This window comes from Bradyrhizobium sp. CCGUVB4N (assembly GCF_024199945.1).
Classification (GTDB): Bacteria; Pseudomonadota; Alphaproteobacteria; order Rhizobiales; family Xanthobacteraceae; genus Bradyrhizobium.
The window spans coordinates 236,378-252,144 of the sequence record NZ_JANADP010000001.1 but is presented as its reverse complement, the minus strand read 5'-3'; the positions used below and the strand labels follow the sequence as shown (position 1 = coordinate 252,144).

The 15,767-nt window shown below is 64.6% G+C and carries 13 protein-coding genes; 9 read left to right on the top strand and 4 right to left on the bottom strand.

Translation table 11 applies throughout. The features are described from left to right. Nucleotides 1–5 precede the first annotated feature (5 nt). The 4 genes from NLM31_RS01150 (at nucleotide 6) to NLM31_RS01135 (ending at nucleotide 5,854) form a co-directional block, all read left to right on the top strand. Nucleotides 6–2,489 (top strand): DNA translocase FtsK, encoded by a 2,484-nt coding sequence (locus NLM31_RS01150; protein ID WP_254191218.1) that lies wholly within the window; start codon nucleotides 6–8, stop codon nucleotides 2,487–2,489. A 152-nt stretch (nucleotides 2,490–2,641) separates the two neighbouring features. Next, nucleotides 2,642–3,400, top strand: a complete 759-nt coding sequence (locus NLM31_RS01145) for an outer membrane lipoprotein carrier protein LolA (protein WP_254135179.1) — start codon at nucleotides 2,642–2,644, stop codon at nucleotides 3,398–3,400. A 59-nt stretch (nucleotides 3,401–3,459) separates the two neighbouring features. Beyond that, complete coding sequence (gene xth, locus NLM31_RS01140) at nucleotides 3,460–4,275, top strand: exodeoxyribonuclease III (protein WP_254127399.1); 816 nt, start codon at nucleotides 3,460–3,462, stop codon at nucleotides 4,273–4,275. 16 nt (nucleotides 4,276–4,291) lie between these two features. Further along, nucleotides 4,292–5,854: a hypothetical protein gene (locus NLM31_RS01135; protein WP_254191217.1), complete on the top strand. Its 1,563-nt coding sequence runs from the start codon at nucleotides 4,292–4,294 to the stop codon at nucleotides 5,852–5,854. 36 nt (nucleotides 5,855–5,890) lie between these two features. Here the strand turns inward: NLM31_RS01135 and NLM31_RS01130 are convergent, their stop codons facing one another. After that, nucleotides 5,891–6,334: a cyclic nucleotide-binding domain-containing protein gene (locus NLM31_RS01130; RefSeq protein WP_254127397.1), complete on the bottom strand. Its 444-nt coding sequence runs from the start codon at nucleotides 6,332–6,334 to the stop codon at nucleotides 5,891–5,893. 60 nt (nucleotides 6,335–6,394) lie between these two features. Further along, nucleotides 6,395–7,081 (bottom strand): response regulator transcription factor, encoded by a 687-nt coding sequence (locus NLM31_RS01125; RefSeq protein ID WP_007598630.1) that lies wholly within the window; start codon nucleotides 7,079–7,081, stop codon nucleotides 6,395–6,397. A gap of 236 nt (nucleotides 7,082–7,317) precedes the next feature. Here NLM31_RS01125 and NLM31_RS01120 point away from each other — a divergent pair, with 236 nt between their 5' ends. Together NLM31_RS01120 and NLM31_RS01115 are read left to right on the top strand one after the other, a co-directional pair. Beyond that, nucleotides 7,318–7,854 carry a L,D-transpeptidase gene (locus NLM31_RS01120; RefSeq protein ID WP_375167460.1) on the top strand — a complete coding sequence of 179 codons (537 nt, stop codon included), beginning with the start codon at nucleotides 7,318–7,320 and terminating at the stop codon, nucleotides 7,852–7,854. Nucleotides 7,855–7,860: 6 nt separating this feature from the next. Continuing rightward, entirely contained in the window at nucleotides 7,861–8,634 is a 774-nt protein-coding gene (locus NLM31_RS01115; RefSeq protein WP_254191215.1) for a 2-keto-4-pentenoate hydratase, read from the top strand. A gap of 176 nt (nucleotides 8,635–8,810) precedes the next feature. Here the strand turns inward: NLM31_RS01115 and NLM31_RS01110 are convergent, their stop codons facing one another. Continuing rightward, entirely contained in the window at nucleotides 8,811–9,500 is a 690-nt protein-coding gene (locus NLM31_RS01110; protein WP_254127395.1) for a YggS family pyridoxal phosphate-dependent enzyme, read from the bottom strand. A 107-nt stretch (nucleotides 9,501–9,607) separates the two neighbouring features. On the opposite strand from NLM31_RS01110, the gene NLM31_RS01105 reads away from it, so the two are divergent. Continuing rightward, the gene (locus NLM31_RS01105) at nucleotides 9,608–11,305 is read left to right on the top strand and encodes a diguanylate cyclase domain-containing protein (RefSeq protein ID WP_254127394.1); all 1,698 of its coding nucleotides are present in this window, start codon (nucleotides 9,608–9,610) and stop codon (nucleotides 11,303–11,305) included. A 36-nt stretch (nucleotides 11,306–11,341) separates the two neighbouring features. Here the strand turns inward: NLM31_RS01105 and NLM31_RS01100 are convergent, their stop codons facing one another. Next, nucleotides 11,342–12,388 carry a GGDEF domain-containing protein gene (locus tag NLM31_RS01100; RefSeq protein WP_254127393.1) on the bottom strand — a complete coding sequence of 349 codons (1,047 nt, stop codon included), beginning with the start codon at nucleotides 12,386–12,388 and terminating at the stop codon, nucleotides 11,342–11,344. A gap of 192 nt (nucleotides 12,389–12,580) precedes the next feature. Between NLM31_RS01100 and leuS the strand changes: the two genes are divergently transcribed. Then, nucleotides 12,581–15,205: a leucine--tRNA ligase gene (gene leuS / locus NLM31_RS01095; RefSeq protein ID WP_254191214.1), complete on the top strand. Its 2,625-nt coding sequence runs from the start codon at nucleotides 12,581–12,583 to the stop codon at nucleotides 15,203–15,205. Next, nucleotides 15,192–15,743: an LPS assembly lipoprotein LptE gene (lptE, locus tag NLM31_RS01090; RefSeq protein ID WP_254127391.1), complete on the top strand. Its 552-nt coding sequence runs from the start codon at nucleotides 15,192–15,194 to the stop codon at nucleotides 15,741–15,743. Before leuS ends, lptE begins: the two co-directional genes overlap by 14 nt. Nucleotides 15,744–15,767: the final 24 nt, after the last annotated feature.

The following is a 15,767-nucleotide window of genomic DNA, read 5'->3' as shown; positions in this document are numbered from 1 at the left end:
GGCCCATGAGCATGTCGGCAATCGAACGTGTGATTCCCCTGGTCGGCCATCTGCCGCCCTCGATCCGCGAGGCGCTGAGCCGGCGCGTGCGCGAGCTCACCGGCCTCGGCCTGATCACGCTGTCGGGTATCGCGTCTGCCGCGCTGATGACCTGGTCGGTGCAGGACCCGAGCCTCAGCCACGCGACCTCGCGGCCGATCCACAACATTCTCGGCTATGCCGGCGCCATCGGCGCCGACCTTGCGATGCAGATCCTCGGGCTCGGCGCGATCGTGCTGATCCTGACGGTCGCGGTGTGGGGCTGGCGGATGATGACGCATCGCCCGTTCGACCGCGAGGCGCTGCGGCTCGGCTCCTGGATTCTCTGCACCGTGATCGCGGCGGGCTTCGTCAGCTGCTGGCCGCATGGTGGCGCCTGGCCGCTGCCGACCGGGCTTGGCGGCGTGGTCGGCGATGCGCTGGTGCGCGCGCCGGCGGTGATCTTCGGGCCTCCCGGTGTGATCTATCGCATGGTGCTCGGAATCATCCTGTTCGTCGCGCTGGCTGCGACCTTCCTGATCGCCTGCGGGCTCGGCGCACGCGAGCATGACGAAGAGCTCGCGGAGATCGAGGACGACGACAAGCCGCTCGAGGACGACGAGGAGAGCGATCGTGGCTCGGTATCGCTGGGCTGGCTGTTCCACGCGCTGATGAGCACCAAGGCGCGGCTGATCTGGCTGTTCGGCGCGGCGTATCGCTCGCTGGTGTCGAGTGGCTCGAAGACCAAGGCCGTTTCGTTCAGCCGGCAGGAACCCAATCTCGGCGGCCGCGCCGCGCCCTCGATCTCACCGCAGTCCGAGGACGAAGAGCACGAGGACGAGCAGGAAGAAGAAGAGGAAGACGAGGAGGAGGAAGAAGAGGAAGAGGCGCCCGCGCGCGCGACGCGCAAGAAGGCTGCACCGAAAGCCGCTTCCAAGAAATCCTCCGACAAGTTCGAGCTTCCGTCCGTCTCCGTGCTGGCTGCGCCGAAGGCCGGCGATCGCCAGCCGCTCAGCAAGGCCGAGCTGGAAGCCAATTCGCGTTCGCTCGAAGGCGTGCTGCAGGATTTCGGCGTGCGCGGCGAGATCGTGAAGGCCAATCCGGGCCCGGTCGTCACGCTGTACGAACTCGAACCTGCGCCCGGCATCAAGTCGTCGCGCGTGATCGGGCTCGCCGACGACATCGCGCGTTCGATGAGCGCGCTGTCGGCGCGCGTCGCCGTCGTCCCCGGCCGCAATGCCATCGGCATCGAGCTGCCGAACGCGCATCGTGAAAAGGTCTATCTGCGCGAGCTGCTGGTCGCCAAGGAGACCGTCGACACGGTTGCAAAGCTGCCGCTCTGCCTCGGCAAGACCATCGGCGGCGATCCCGTCATCATCGACCTCGCGCGCACGCCGCACATGCTGATCGCCGGTACCACCGGCTCCGGCAAGTCGGTCGCGATCAACACCATGATCCTCAGCCTGGTCTATCGGCTGCGCCCGGACCAGTGCCGGCTGATCATGGTCGATCCGAAGATGCTCGAACTCTCCGTCTATGACGGCATTCCCCATCTGCTCACCCCCGTCGTGACCGATCCGAAGAAGGCGGTGGTCGCGCTGAAATGGGCCGTGCGCGAGATGGAAGAGCGCTACAAGAACATGGCCAAGCTCGGTGTGCGCAACATCGACGGCTACAACACGCGCCTGGGCGAATTGAAGGCCAAGGGCGAAGAGCCGACGCGCACCGTGCACACCGGCTTCGACAAGGAGACCGGCAAGGCGATCTACGAGGAAGAGAAGCTCTCGCTCGATCCGCTGCCCTACATCGTCATCATCGTCGACGAAATGGCCGACCTCATGATGGTCGCCGGCAAGGACATCGAAGGCGCCGTTCAACGTCTCGCGCAGATGGCGCGCGCCGCCGGCCTGCATGTGATCCTCGCGACGCAGCGTCCGTCGGTCGACGTCATCACCGGTACCATCAAGGCGAACTTCCCGACCCGCATCGCCTTCCAGGTCACTTCGAAGATCGACAGCCGCACCATTCTGGGCGAGATGGGCGCCGAGCAGCTGCTCGGCCAGGGCGACATGCTTTACATGGCCGGTGGCGGCCGCATCAGCCGCGTGCACGGTCCCTTCGCCTCGGACGATGAAGTCGAGAAGGTGGTGCGCCACCTCAAGACCCAGGGCCAGCCCGAATATCTCGAGGCGGTTACGGCCGAGGAGCCGACCGAGGACGAGGACGGTGGCGCCGTGTTCGACGCCAGCGGCATGGGCGCGGATGGCGGCGGCGACCTGTTCCAGCAGGCCGTTGCCATCGTCAAACGCGACCGCAAGGCCTCGACCAGCTACATCCAACGCCGCCTGCAGATCGGCTATAACCGCGCCGCATCGCTGATGGAGCGCATGGAACTGGAAGGCATCGTCGGACCCGCCAACCACGCCGGCAAGCGCGAGATTCTGGTCGAGGAAGAAGACAGCCATATGTGAGGCAAGCCGCCTCAAAGTCCTATTTCACGCAAAATCGTTATCTGCTTTTGCCCGAAATCACGCTAAAACGACGCCCAGCCATACAGGACGACGCGTTGACCCAACATCCGGACATTCGATTCGCGGCTTCTTTTGCCACGCGCGGCGCGCGCGTGGCGGCCGTGCTTCTCGCCACCGCCGCGATGGTGACCTCGGCGTCGATGGCGCAGACGGTGCCCGTGCCGAAGCCGGCGCCGAAGGCCCGCGACGCGGCTCCGCCGTCGGGCGGACCGTCGATCACCGGCGCGACGCAGACACCGCCGAACCCGATCATTCCCGATCCGCGCCGCAACGTGCCGAGCAGCATCTTCCAGACCTTCGACGACAAGCAGAAGGCGCAGGCGGCCAAGGTCAGCGCCTATCTGTCCTCGCTGTCGACGCTGGTCGGAAACTTCGTCCAGGTCGGCCCCGACGGCAGCAAGACACAGGGCGATTTCTACATTCAGAAGCCGGGCAAGCTGCGCTTCGAATATGATCCGCCGAGCCCGATCGACATCGTCGCCGACGGATCCTCGGTGGTGGTGCGTGACCGCAAGCTCGCGACCCAGGACGTCTATCCGCTGTCGCAGACGCCGCTGCGCTTCCTGCTGTCGGACCGCATCGACCTGATGAAGGACACCAACGTGGTCAACGTGACCGCCGACGATCTCTTCATCAGCGTCACCATCGAGGAGAAGCAGGCTTTGGTCGGCACCAGCCGCCTGCTGCTGATGATCGGCGCCAAGGACGGCCAGCTCAAGCAATGGACCGTCACCGATCCGCAGGGCTACGACACCACGATCGCGGTCTACAATCTCGATGCCGGCAAGAAGCTCGATCCCAGCATGTTCAAGATCGACTTCACCAATTACAGCGTGCCGTCGCCGGGGTAGGCACCGCCCCTGTGGACAAGCGATTCCCCCACGCCAATCCATGCTAAGACGCAATTCCCATGCGTCTTTCCCTGACAACCTGGAACATCAATTCGGTGCGGCTGCGCATCGATCTGGTCGCGAAATTTCTCAAGAGCGCGCGGCCGGACGTGCTGTGTCTCCAGGAGACCAAGTGCATCGACGACGCCTTTCCGCTAAAGCGCTTCAAGCGGCTCGGCTACGAGCACGTCGCGCTGAACGGGCAGAAGGGCTATCACGGCGTCGCCATCGTCTCGAAGATTCCATTCGAATCCACGGACATCCGCACCTTCTGCGACAAGGTGGATTCGCGTCACATCTCGGTGTCGTTCGGCGGGAAGGCGAACATCGCGAAGCCGCTGGTGCTGCATAATTTCTACGTGCCCGCCGGCGGCGACATTCCCGATCCCGCGCTGAACGAGAAGTTCGACCACAAGCTCCGCTTTCTCGACGAGATGAAGACGTGCGAACCGCTGCATCCGCGCGGGGATGATCGCCACATCCTGGTCGGCGATCTCAACGTCGCGCCGCACGAGAACGACGTGTGGTCTCACAAGCAGCTGCTGAAGGTCGTTTCGCACACGCCGATCGAGACCGAGAAGCTGCAGGCCGCACTCAGCGCCGGCGAATGGGTCGACGTCGCGCGCGACCGCATCCCGATGTCGGAAAAGGTCTACACGTGGTGGAGCTATCGCTCCGCCGACTGGACCGTCGGCGACCGCGGCCGCAGGCTCGACCACATCTGGGTCTCGCGCGCGCTGAAAGACGCGGTCCAGGATTTCAAAATCTTGCGCGATGCGCGAAGCTGGGAACGGCCGTCGGACCACGTGCCGGTGACGGTGACGCTGGACGTCTAGGCCTTCGGAGACGACGATGGGCACGCCCGCACCGTCAGAGCACCCAGAACCGCCGGTTCGTGCGTGGTGGAATTCCCGTTTCGTCGTGCCGGGATTGATGTTGCTGAGCACGGTCCCGTTCTGGTTCGTGCACACGCCGCCGCTGATCGATTACCTCGCCCATATCGGCCGTTACCATGTGCAGCTGCACCTGTCGGACTCGCCGGCGCTCCAGCAGAACTGGGATTTTCACTGGCAACTGGTCGGCAATCTCGGCGTTGAATTGCTCATCGCGCCGCTGGCGCCTCTGCTCGGTCTCGAACGCGCGGCCTGGCTGATTGCGCTGGCGCTTCCGCTGCTCATGATCTCCGCGATCGGGCGTATCAGCCGGGCGCTGCACGGCGAGCTCACGCCCTTTGCCATCGCGGCCGCATGGTTCGCGGTGGCCTATCCGTTCCAGCTCGGCTTCGTGAATTACTGGCTCGGCTGTGCGCTCGCGTTGCACGTTTTCGCATCCTGGGTCGAGACGGCCGGGAAGAACGGCTCGCTGATGCGCGTCGCGCTGTTCGCGGCGGCTGCCTGCGTGGTCTGGCTCGCTCACGCCTATGGCTGGGTCGTTCTGGTCGTCCTCGTCGGGGCCTTCGAGCTCTGCCGCAGCTGGAAACGTGCGCCGGCAGCATGGCCTGCCATGGTGCTCGTCATTCTGCGACGCGCCTGGCCCGTCATGATTCCCGCTTTGCTCATGATCGTCTGGCGGCAGGGCAATGGCGCCGCCGCGACGGGGCATTTCTTCGACATCAGTACGAAGATCACTGGACTGGTCTGGACGCTGCGTGACCAGAATATCTGGCTCGATACGCTGAGCCTGCTGCTGGCCATCGGCCTGCTGTACTTTGGAATCCGCAGCCGCGACGTCAGGCGCAATCCGGCACTGCTGGTCGGAGCGGCGAGCCTCCTCATTCTGATCCTGCTGATGCCAGGCGAGATGTTCGGCGCGGTCTATGCCGATGTGCGGCTATGGCCCATCTTCTTCATCGTCGGCCTCACCGCCATCGCGCCCACCGACCGCCTGCGGCGCGCCGCCGCGATGATCGCCGTCATGGCCCTGACTGTTTTTGCGATTCGGATCGCCGCCATGGCTGTCGGATTCGCGATCTATGATTCCGGTTACGCACAACATCTGCAGGCCCTGAACGACGTTCCGCGCGGCGCAAGCATCGCGGTCCTGACACGGCCGCCAAGCTGCGAGCGATGGCGTGCACCGCGTGTCGCGCATCTGGGGTCGCTCGCCATCGTCCGGCGGGACGCCTTCGTCAATTCGCAATGGGACGCATCGGGTGGTCAGCAACTCCTGACACCGCTCCGTGCACGCGGCACCGCGTTCAACGCGGATCCGTCGCAGTACATCGAAATCGCCCCGGTCGACTGCGACGGCGATCTGAGCGCTGCGCTCGCGCAAAGGATCGCGCAAATTCCGCGCGATCGCTTCGACTATATCTGGCTGCTCGACGTCGATGCGTCGCGCCTGCCGGTCATGCCGGGACTGCGGCGGCTCTACCAGGACGACCGCAGCGCGCTGTACGCCTTCAACAAGGAATGAAATCGGCGGAGCAGGGCCCGGCCAAATCCGCCGCGCTCAGGTGCTCAGCTTCGCACCTGCCATCAGAATATCGCTCGCGATCTGGCTGGAGCGTACCGCAAACTCGTCGCGGAGGCGGAGCGCCGCGGCGGGATCGCTTTCGAGCACGCGCTGAAACAGGCTGCGCGCGACGCGGATGACGGAGGAATGTTCCAGCGCCACCGCGCCCGAGGGCCGCTTCATCGGCACGACCAGCGCGAGCTCGCCGATCAGCGTACCGGGGCCTGCAATCATCTCGGCGCCGGCGCCGTCGTCGACGCGAAAGGCGCCGCGCTGGACCACGAAGCCGGCGTCGGCATCGTCACCGAGATTGAACAGGATGTCGCCGCGCACGAAGTCACGCTGCTCGGAGCCGATCGCCAGCATGCGCAACGAGGCGTCTCCCAACAGGCGCAGTGTCGGGACACGCTCGAGCAGCGCTACGTCGTCATCGATTGACATTCCGGTCCGAGGCTCGTGGAACGCGCTAATTTACGACGAATCGCGCGTTCCTGGAACGTATCACGGCACCAGCTTGTAGCCACCGGCTTCCGTCACCAGGATTTCCGGGTTGGCGGCATCCTTCTCGATCTTCTGGCGAAGACGGTAGATGTGGGTTTCCAGCGTGTGGGTGGTGACGCCCGAATTGTAGCCCCAGACCTCCTGGAGCAGGGTCTCGCGCGACACCGGCATCTGGCCGGCGCGGTAGAGGAAGCGCAGGATCGCCGTTTCCTTCTCGGTGAGACGGACCTTGCGCGCATTGGCAGCGGTCAGCATCTTCGAGCCGGGACGGAAGGAATAGGGGCCGACCGAGAACACCGCGTCCTCGCTGGCCTCGTGCTGGCGCAGCTGGGCGCGGATGCGGGCCAGCAATACGGCAAAACGGAAGGGCTTTGCGACATAGTCGTTGGCGCCGGATTCCAGGCCCAAAATCGTGTCGGAATCGGTGTCATGCCCCGTCAGCATGATGATCGGCGCCTTGAAGCCGCCCTTGCGCAGGGAGCGGACCACTTCGCGACCGTCGGTGTCGGGAAGTCCGACATCCATCAGCACGAGATCGGGGGCGTTGGCCTTTGCGGCGCTGGCGCCCTTGGCGCCAGTATCGACGGCGGAGGCTTCAAATTCTTCGTGCAGCGATAATTGCTCCACCAACGTGTCGCGCAGATCGGTATCGTCATCCACGATCAGGATCTTGCGGGCATTGGCCATGGGGGATCATCCTTTTGGGGTCGACCAGGCGCGCATGCATGCCGCACCCAGCCGTGATGGGAAGTTTAAAGGGTCGCTGTTTTTATTGTTGTTCGTGTTGAAGTAGTGGGCTGTTACCGATTCACAAGCCGGAATTACTCTAACCCAGAATAGCAGGGCGGATTGATGAATGTCCTGTAATGAATTCGATACCGCCCGGTCACATGAAAAATCACGCCAAGTCAGATGCTTATACCATGAATCGACGCGTCCAGCAGCTCTCGGCGATCCGCGTTAAGCCTGCCGCCGGCAATCCGCGCCGGGGCTGGCTGACGGCCGGACAGCTGACGATTCCGGTGGCGCTGGGGCGCGGCGGCATTCTGGCCAACAAGCGCGAGGGTGACGGCGGCACCCCCAGGGGCAGCTTTCGACCCCGGCAATTGTGGTGGCGGGGCGACCGGCACAGCCGGCCCCGGACGTTTCTGCCGGCCCGGCTCATCACCGGCGCGGACGCCTGGTGCGAAGACCCCGGCGATCGCCACTACAACCGGTGGATCCGGCGCGGGGAGGGCGAGGGCGGTGACCGGCTCAAGCGCGCCGACCAGCTCTATGACTTCATCATCGAAATCGACCACAACACCAGGCCGCGCATCGCCGGCCGCGGCAGCGCGGTGTTCCTGCATCTGGCGCGCGACAATTTCGGCCCGACCGCGGGCTGCGTCTCCATGACCAAGGCGGCGATGCTACAATTGCTGCGGCTGATCGGACCAAGAACAAGAATCATCATCGGGTGAGGACACATGCTCGACAAGGATCAGATCGCCGCTGCCTCGCAGGTCCTCGTTCAACATTGGCGCGACGGCAGCAAGCTTGACGCGCTGGAAGCGCCGCTGCGGCCACAAAGCCGCGCTGACGGTTACGCGGTGCAGGCCGCACTTGGCGATCAAGTATTCGGCTGGAAGATCGCCGCGACGAGCGAGGCCGGACAGAAGCACATCAATGTCGCGGGCCCGCTGGCCGGTCGCATCATGCGCGACACCGTCATCGCCGATGGCGGCACCGCATCGATGAAGGGCAACGCGATGCGCGTTGGCGAGCCCGAATTCTGCTTCCGCATGGGACGCGATCTGGCGCCGCGGCCTTCGCCCTACAGCGTCGACGACGTGCTTGCGGCCGTCGACAGCTTGCATCCCGCAATCGAAATTCCGGATTCGCGCTTTACGGATTTCGCCAGCGCCGGCGAGGCGCAGTTGATCGCCGACAATGCCTGCGCGCATTTGTTCGTGCTGGGTGCCGCGACGTCAGCCAACTGGCGCGCGATGGATCTCGTCGAGGAGCGACCGCAGATCACGCTGCGCGGCGAGCGTTATGTCGGGCACGGCAAGAACGTGCTCGGCGATCCCCGCGTGGCCCTGGCCTGGCTCGCCAACGAGCTGCGCGGACTCGGCATCACCTTGCGGGCAGGGGAGGTGGTGACGACGGGCACGTGCCATCCGCCACTGCCGATCCAGGCCGGCGATCACTTTGCGGTGGATTTTGGCGTGTTGGGGAATGTGTCCGTGAGGTTCGCGTAGGGGGCAGCCTCACACTCCACCGTCGTCCCGGACAAGCGAAGCGCAGATCCGGGACCCATAACCCAAGGGAGAAGTTTGGCGAAGACCAGAGTTACCTTACTTTCGCCGGTACGAAGACCGCGCACCAATCAAAAATCACGCGGTATGGGTCCCGGCCTTCGCCGGGACGACAGCAACTACCTGTGCCCGAAGATCGCGCTGCCCACGCGCACATGGGTGGCGCCCAGCATGATGGCGGTCGCATAGTCCGCGCTCATGCCCATCGACAGGTTCTGCAATCCGTTGCGCGCAGCGATCTTGGCGGTCAGCGCGAAATGCGCCGCCGGCGGCTCGTCGACCGGCGGGATGCACATCAGGCCGGAGATCGTCAGGCCGTAGGTGTCGCGACAGCTCGCGAGGAAGGCGTCGGCGTCAGCGGGCGCGACGCCGGCCTTCTGCGGCTCCTCGCCGACATTGATCTGCACGAAGAGTTGCGGGTGCTTGTTCTGGGATTCGATTTCTTTGGCTAACGCCTGGCAAATGCTCGGACGGTCGACCGAATGGATGGCATCGAACAGCGCCACCGCCTCTTTCGCCTTGTTGGATTGCAGCGGCCCGATCAGATGCAGCGCGATGTCCGGGTAAACGGACGTTAACGCCGGCCACTTGCCTTTGGCCTCCTGCACGCGATTCTCGCCGAACACGCGCTGTCCGGCGCCGATAACCGGGATAATTGCATCCGCCGCGAAAGTCTTGGACACCGCGATCAGCGTCACGGAGGCGCGCTCGCGCCGCGCATCCTTGCAGGCGCGTGCAATTTCCGCTTCGACCGCGGCGAGCGCATTTGGTGAATCGCCGGTTACCGGCGCGGCGTTTTCATCTGTCATGACGTCGATCAATTGCAGGAGTAACGGAGGTAGTTCCAATTTTACCGAGTTCAAGAAAGAGTTTTTGAACCCTTCGCTTTACCTTGCCCGCGGGGTGGGCAGTGAAGATGGCAAACGTTAGTTTCAACCGCAAACGAGCAAAACTCAAGCAGGTCCTCGGCATCAGGGCCCGGCTTGCGTTGCTCGCGGTGATTCTGGTCGCGCCGTTGATGCTCGAGCGCATTCGCTCGCTCGAGGACACCCGCACCAAGCAGATCGCGCAAGCCACCGCCGAATTCACCACCGTCGCACGGCACAGCGCCGATGCGCAGCGCGAGGTGATCTCGTCGGTCGAGACCATCCTGAAATCGGAAGCCTTCATCCGCGCCTCCGCCGGCGGCGTCAGCAAGAGCTGCGACGTGTTGCGCGCGAGCCTGCCGACGAGTCTTCCCTGGATCCGCACGCTTCTGATCGCCGGCCAGGACGGCCGCATCCAGTGCGCGACCAACAACATGTATGTCGGCCTCGATCTCTCCGACCGGCCCTACTTCCAGCAGGCGCAGGAGACCGGCCGCTTCGTGCTGTCCGACTTCATCCTGTCGCGGCCGGTGCAGTCGCCGACCGTCATGGCGGTCTATCCGGTCTCCGCGTTCAGCGGCGTTGCCGATGCCGTCGTGCTCGCCACCGTCAACCTCGACTGGATGTCGAAGGTCATGAACAATCTGGGCGGCCGCGCCGGCATCACGGCGGTGCTGGTCGACAGCGCCGGCACCGTGCTGGCTGCGCCCGCCGACCAGCACAGCGCGGTCGGACGCCCGCTCGACAACATGCCGCTGATGTCGGCGATCGCCGACATGGCCTTGCGCTCCGACCAGGACGAAGGCTCGCTGTCGTTTCTCGCCGCCGACGGCTCGCGGCGCGCGGTCAGCTACACCCGCATCGCCGGCACCAATGCCCGCCTGATCGCCAGCATCGACGAGGACAAGGTGTCCGCGGCGGTCAGCCGCGACATCCGCACCGCCTATCTGCAGCTCGCCTTCGTCGTCGTGTTCGTGCTGCTCGGCGCGCTGATCGCCGCCGAGAAGCTCGTGATCAAGCCGATCGAAATGCTTGCCGACATGGCCAAGCGTCTCGGCGAGGGCGACCTGTCGGCCCGCGCGGCGCGCAACCGGCTGCCGTCCGAATTCGTGCCGCTGGCGCGCGCCTTCAACGCGATGGCGGCGCAGCTCAGCCAGCGCGAGCGCGAGCTGATCGCGACCAATGACCGGCTGACGGTGATGGCGTCGATCGACATGCTGTCAGGGCTTGCCAACCGGCGCGGCTTCCAGAGCCGTCTCGACTTCGAATGGATGCGCGCGCAGCAATATGGCAGCGAGCTTGCGCTTCTGATGATCGACGTCGACCATTTCAAGCTGTTCAACGACACCTACGGTCATCTCGAAGGCGATTCCTGCCTGACCCGGCTCGGCGAGTCGCTGTCCGGCATCGCCGCCGACACCATGGGCTTTGCGGCGCGTTATGGCGGCGAAGAATTCTGCCTGCTGCTGCCGAACACCGACGTGCACCGCGCCGTCGAGATCGGCGAGCTGGTGCGTGCCGCGGTGCTGAAGCTTTGCCTGCCGCACATCACCTCGGCCCACATGGTGGTGACCGTGTCGATCGGCGTTGCGGCGACGCGGCCGAACGAGACCTTGCGTCCGGGCGATCTGATCGAAGCCGCCGACGCTGCGCTCTACGCCGCCAAACATCGCGGCCGCAACAATGTCGTCGAGCACGGCATTTTGCGGATCGAGGGCACCACCGCCGAAATCGCGATGGCAGGTTAAAGCGCGACGGCTTGTTCCGCGCGCGTTGTGCTCGATCTAACCCGCAGCCTCGGCACGATCGAGCTCGCTCTCCGTCACCACGCGATTGCGCCCACCGCCCTTGGCGAGATAGAGCGCGCGGTCGCAGCGCTCGATCAGATCGGCAACGTTCTCACCCGTCCGATACTGCGCCACGCCGATTGAGACCGTGATGTTCGGCAGCACTTCGCCGGTCGAGCGGCGCGTGATGGTGCACTCCGCAATCGCGCGCCTGATGCGCTCGGCCGTCTCGGCGCAAGCCGCAAGATCGGCGTCCGGCAGCACCGCGATCAGCTCCTCGCCGCCATAGCGCGCGGACAGATCCTGCGGGCGCACCCTTTCGCGCAACACCTTGGCCATCAGGCGCAGCACCTGATCGCCGACGCCGTGGCCGAAATTGTCGTTGAAGGTCTTGAAGTGGTCGATGTCGAGCAGAAGCACGCTGAGCGGCTCGCCCCAATCCGCCGTCGTCTGCGCCTTGCGCAGGAATTCATCCAGCGCCCGCCGGTTTGCCAGCCCGGTCAGCGTGTCGGTCCGGGCGCGCTCTTCGGATTTGGATAGCGAATCACGGATCACGTCGAGCTCGCGTGTCTTTTCCGCAAAGCCCGCCTCGAGCCGCGTCGTTCGGGTGGCCGCCCGCGCCAGCTCGTTCATGAGCTGGGCAACCAGTGTCTTCGGATCGACGCCGGCCTGGCCCTGGTCAGCCACCTGGCTGATCGCCTGCATCTGGGAGCGATTGTCGGCGATCGCGGTGGCCAAAAACTCCTTCGCCGCGCCCATCAGGGCATGCAACCGCTCGGACGTGTGAACCACGACGGCGCTCACCTGGGGCGCGATATAGGTCTCGAACAGGTCCTGATTGGTCCTGGTGTCGAACGGACGGTTGTGGTCGATCAGGAGGTCGATGGCGTTGCGCAGGTCATCATGGCTGCCGGCGTAATACTGGAACCAGATGGCAAAATTGGTCGGCGTCGGCGGAATCCGCTGGTCTTCCATGCTCCGCACCGCCCGTCCGGCGATGGACGCGGCATAGTCGTAATCGGGATCGTCGAAGCCTGAATCCATCGCCTGCAGGGGGTGCTGTGAGGGCCAAATTCGCACCGACCCCTTAATCCGATCCCAATGCCCTCATCGGTACTTTTGCGGAGCAGCATTGCGGGGCGCCACCGCCCGCGGCAACCCATTGACCCCCCGAGGACTTCTATGGCCTAGTCCGGCCTCTTCAGGCCGCCGAAACCACGAAAACGCAACGATTCCATGACCTCCGAACGCTATAACGCCCGCGACGCCGAACCGCGCTGGCAACGCCAATGGGACGAACAGGCGATCTTCGTCTCGAAGAACGACGATTCGCGGCCGAAATACTATGTGCTGGAGATGTTCCCCTACCCGTCCGGGCGCATCCATATCGGCCATGTCCGCAACTACACGCTCGGCGACGTGCTGGCCCGCTTCATGCGCGCCAAGGGTTTTAACGTGCTGCATCCGATGGGCTGGGACGCCTTCGGCCTGCCGGCCGAGAACGCCGCCATCGAGCGCAAGGTCGCGCCCAAGGCCTGGACCTACGACAACATCGCCGCGATGAAGAAGCAGCTCCGCTCGATCGGGCTGTCGCTGGACTGGAGCCGCGAGTTCGCGACCTGCGACCCCAGCTACTACAAGCATCAGCAGAAGATGTTTCTGGACATGCTCGCCGCAGGTCTCGCCGAGCGCGAGAAGCGCAAGCTCAACTGGGATCCGGTCGACATGACCGTGCTCGCCAACGAGCAGGTGATCGACGGCCGCGGCTGGCGTTCCGGTGCTGTCGTCGAACAGCGCGAGATGAGCCAGTGGGTCTTCAAGATCACGAAGTACTCGCAGGAATTGCTGTCCGCGCTTGATAGCCTCGACCGCTGGCCCGACAAGGTGCGGCTGATGCAGCGCAACTGGATCGGCCGCTCCGAGGGACTGCTGGTCCGCTTCGCGCTGGACCAGGCGACCACGCCTGCCGGCGAGAGCGAGCTGAAGATCTTCACGACGCGCCCCGACACGCTGTTCGGCGCGAAGTTCATGGCGATCTCGGCGGATCATCCGCTGGCGCAGGCGGCCGCGGCGAAGAACCCGAAGCTTGCGGAGTTCATTGCCGACATCAAGAAGATCGGCACGGCGCAATCGATCATCGACACCGCAGAGAAGCAGGGTTTTGATACCGGCATCCGCGCGGTGCATCCGTTCGACCCGAGCTGGAAGCTGCCGGTCTATGTCGCGAACTTCGTGCTGATGGAATACGGCACGGGTGCGATCTTCGGCTGCCCCGCGCATGACCAGCGCGACCTCGACTTCGTCAACAAGTACAATCTCGGCAACACACCGGTCGTGTGTCCCGAGGGCCAGGATCCCAAGACGTTCGTCATATCCGACACCGCCTATGACGGTGACGGGCGCATGATCAATTCGCGCTTCCTCGACGGCATGACCATCGATCAAGCCAAGGACGAAGTCGCAAAACGTCTGGAAAACGAGCTGCGCGGCAATGCGCCGGTCGGCGAGCGCCAGGTCAATTTCCGCCTGCGCGACTGGGGCATTTCGCGCCAGCGCTATTGGGGCTGCCCGATTCCGGTCATCCACTGTCCGAAGTGCGACGTGGTACCGGTGCCGGATGACCAGTTGCCGGTGGTGCTGCCGGAGGACGTGAGCTTCGACAAGCCGGGCAATGCGCTCGATCATCATCCGACCTGGAAGCACGTCACCTGCCCGAAATGCGGCGGCAAGGCGCAGCGCGAAACCGACACCATGGACACCTTCGTGGATTCGTCCTGGTATTTTGCGCGCTTCACCGATCCCTGGAACGAGACCGCGCCGACGACGCCTGCGGTCGCCAACCGGATGCTGCCGGTCGACCAGTATATCGGCGGCGTCGAGCACGCGATCCTGCATCTGCTCTACAGCCGCTTCTTCACCCGCGCCATGAAGGCGACCGGGCACATCGCGCTCGACGAGCCGTTCGCCGGCATGTTCACGCAGGGCATGGTGGTGCACGAGACCTACCAGAAGGCCGACGGCAGCTGGGTGCAGCCGGCCGAAGTGAAGGTCGAAGGCACCGGCAGTGACCGCCGTGCCACGCTGCTCGCGACCGGCGAAGCCGTCCAGATCGGCGCGATCGAGAAGATGTCGAAGTCGAAGAAGAACACGGTCGACCCCGACGACATCATCGCGACCTATGGCGCCGACGTCGCCCGCTGGTTCATGCTGTCGGACTCGCCGCCCGACCGCGACGTGATCTGGAGCGACGAGCGCGTCCAGGGCGCCTCGCGCTTCGTGCAGCGGCTGTGGCGGCTGGTGAACGATGCGGTTGAACTCGGCAAGGCCGCCCCCGTGGCCCGGCCGGCCTCGTTCGGCGACGACGCGCTCCTCCTGCGCAAGGCCGCCCACGGCGCGCTCGACAAGGTGACGACCGGCGTCGAGCGGCTGCACTTCAACGTCTGCCTCGCCCATATCCGCGAATTCACGAATACGTTTTCGGAGGTGTTGCAGCGCCCCGGCCAGCCGGCGGCCGATCTCGCCTGGGCCATCCGGGAGGCCAGCCAGATCCTGGTCCAGCTGTTCTCCCCGATGATGCCGCACCTGGCCGAGGAATGCTGGCAGGTTCTCGGCCACAAGGGGCTGGTTTCCGAGGCCAATTGGCCGCAAATCGAACGCGATTTGCTGGTTGAAGACAGCGTGACCCTCGTGGTTCAGGTCAACGGCAAGAAACGGGGTGATGTCACAGTTGCAACAGCGGCCCAGAATCCGGAAATCGAGGCTGCCGTTTTGGCCCTCGATGCGGTAAAATTGGCCCTGGACGGCAAGCCCGTCCGCAAGGTGATCATCGTCCCCAAGAGGATCGTGAATGTTGTCGGCTAGGATCCGTATCGCAGCCCGCTTGCTGGCGGTTGCCGCCTTGGCGGCGACGACGGCCGGCTGCTTCCAGCCGATGTATGCCGAGCATACCGACGGCACCCCCGGCTTGCGCGAGAAGCTGATGGGTGTCGATCTTCCGCCGATCGACAAGGCAAATGCCTCCCGCGAGGCCCGCGTCGGCGTTGAAGTCCGCAACGCGTTGGCGTTCAAGCTCTACGGTTCGGCCACGGGCATGCCGCCGACCCACCGCCTGGTGATCCGCTTCACCTCCAGCAAGACGTCCCTGATCGTCGATCCCAACACCGGCTTGCCGAACAGCGAGAACTACGGCATCGACTGCCAGTACAATCTGATCGAGATCGCGACCGGCAAATCGGTGATGACCGGCACGACGTTCTCGCGCGTGTCTTACGACATGCCCGGCTCCTACCAGCGCTTCTCCCGCAACCGCGCGGTGCGTGACGCCGAGGATCGTGCCTCCAACGAGATTGCCGACAACATCAACACAAGGCTCGCCGCGTTCTTCACCGCGGGCACCTAGTCTGTCCTTTCGGGGTGCCTGACG

Excerpts from the sequence above, each read along its gene's own strand:
- NLM31_RS01150 (WP_254191218.1), top strand. The coding sequence starts at position 6 with ATGAGCATGTCGGCAATCGAACGTGTGATTCCCCTGGTCGGCCATCTG.
- xth (WP_254127399.1), top strand. The coding sequence starts at position 3,460 with ATGCGTCTTTCCCTGACAACCTGGAACATCAATTCGGTGCGGCTGCGC.
- NLM31_RS01135 (WP_254191217.1), top strand. The coding sequence starts at position 4,292 with ATGGGCACGCCCGCACCGTCAGAGCACCCAGAACCGCCGGTTCGTGCG.
- NLM31_RS01130 (WP_254127397.1), bottom strand. The coding sequence starts at position 6,334 with ATGTCAATCGATGACGACGTAGCGCTGCTCGAGCGTGTCCCGACACTG.
- NLM31_RS01125 (WP_007598630.1), bottom strand. The coding sequence starts at position 7,081 with ATGGCCAATGCCCGCAAGATCCTGATCGTGGATGACGATACCGATCTG.
- NLM31_RS01120 (WP_375167460.1), top strand. The coding sequence starts at position 7,318 with ATGAATCGACGCGTCCAGCAGCTCTCGGCGATCCGCGTTAAGCCTGCC.
- NLM31_RS01115 (WP_254191215.1), top strand. The coding sequence starts at position 7,861 with ATGCTCGACAAGGATCAGATCGCCGCTGCCTCGCAGGTCCTCGTTCAA.
- NLM31_RS01110 (WP_254127395.1), bottom strand. The coding sequence starts at position 9,500 with ATGACAGATGAAAACGCCGCGCCGGTAACCGGCGATTCACCAAATGCG.
- NLM31_RS01105 (WP_254127394.1), top strand. The coding sequence starts at position 9,608 with ATGGCAAACGTTAGTTTCAACCGCAAACGAGCAAAACTCAAGCAGGTC.
- NLM31_RS01100 (WP_254127393.1), bottom strand. The coding sequence starts at position 12,388 with ATGGATTCAGGCTTCGACGATCCCGATTACGACTATGCCGCGTCCATC.
- leuS (WP_254191214.1), top strand. The coding sequence starts at position 12,581 with ATGACCTCCGAACGCTATAACGCCCGCGACGCCGAACCGCGCTGGCAA.
- lptE (WP_254127391.1), top strand. The coding sequence starts at position 15,192 with ATGTTGTCGGCTAGGATCCGTATCGCAGCCCGCTTGCTGGCGGTTGCC.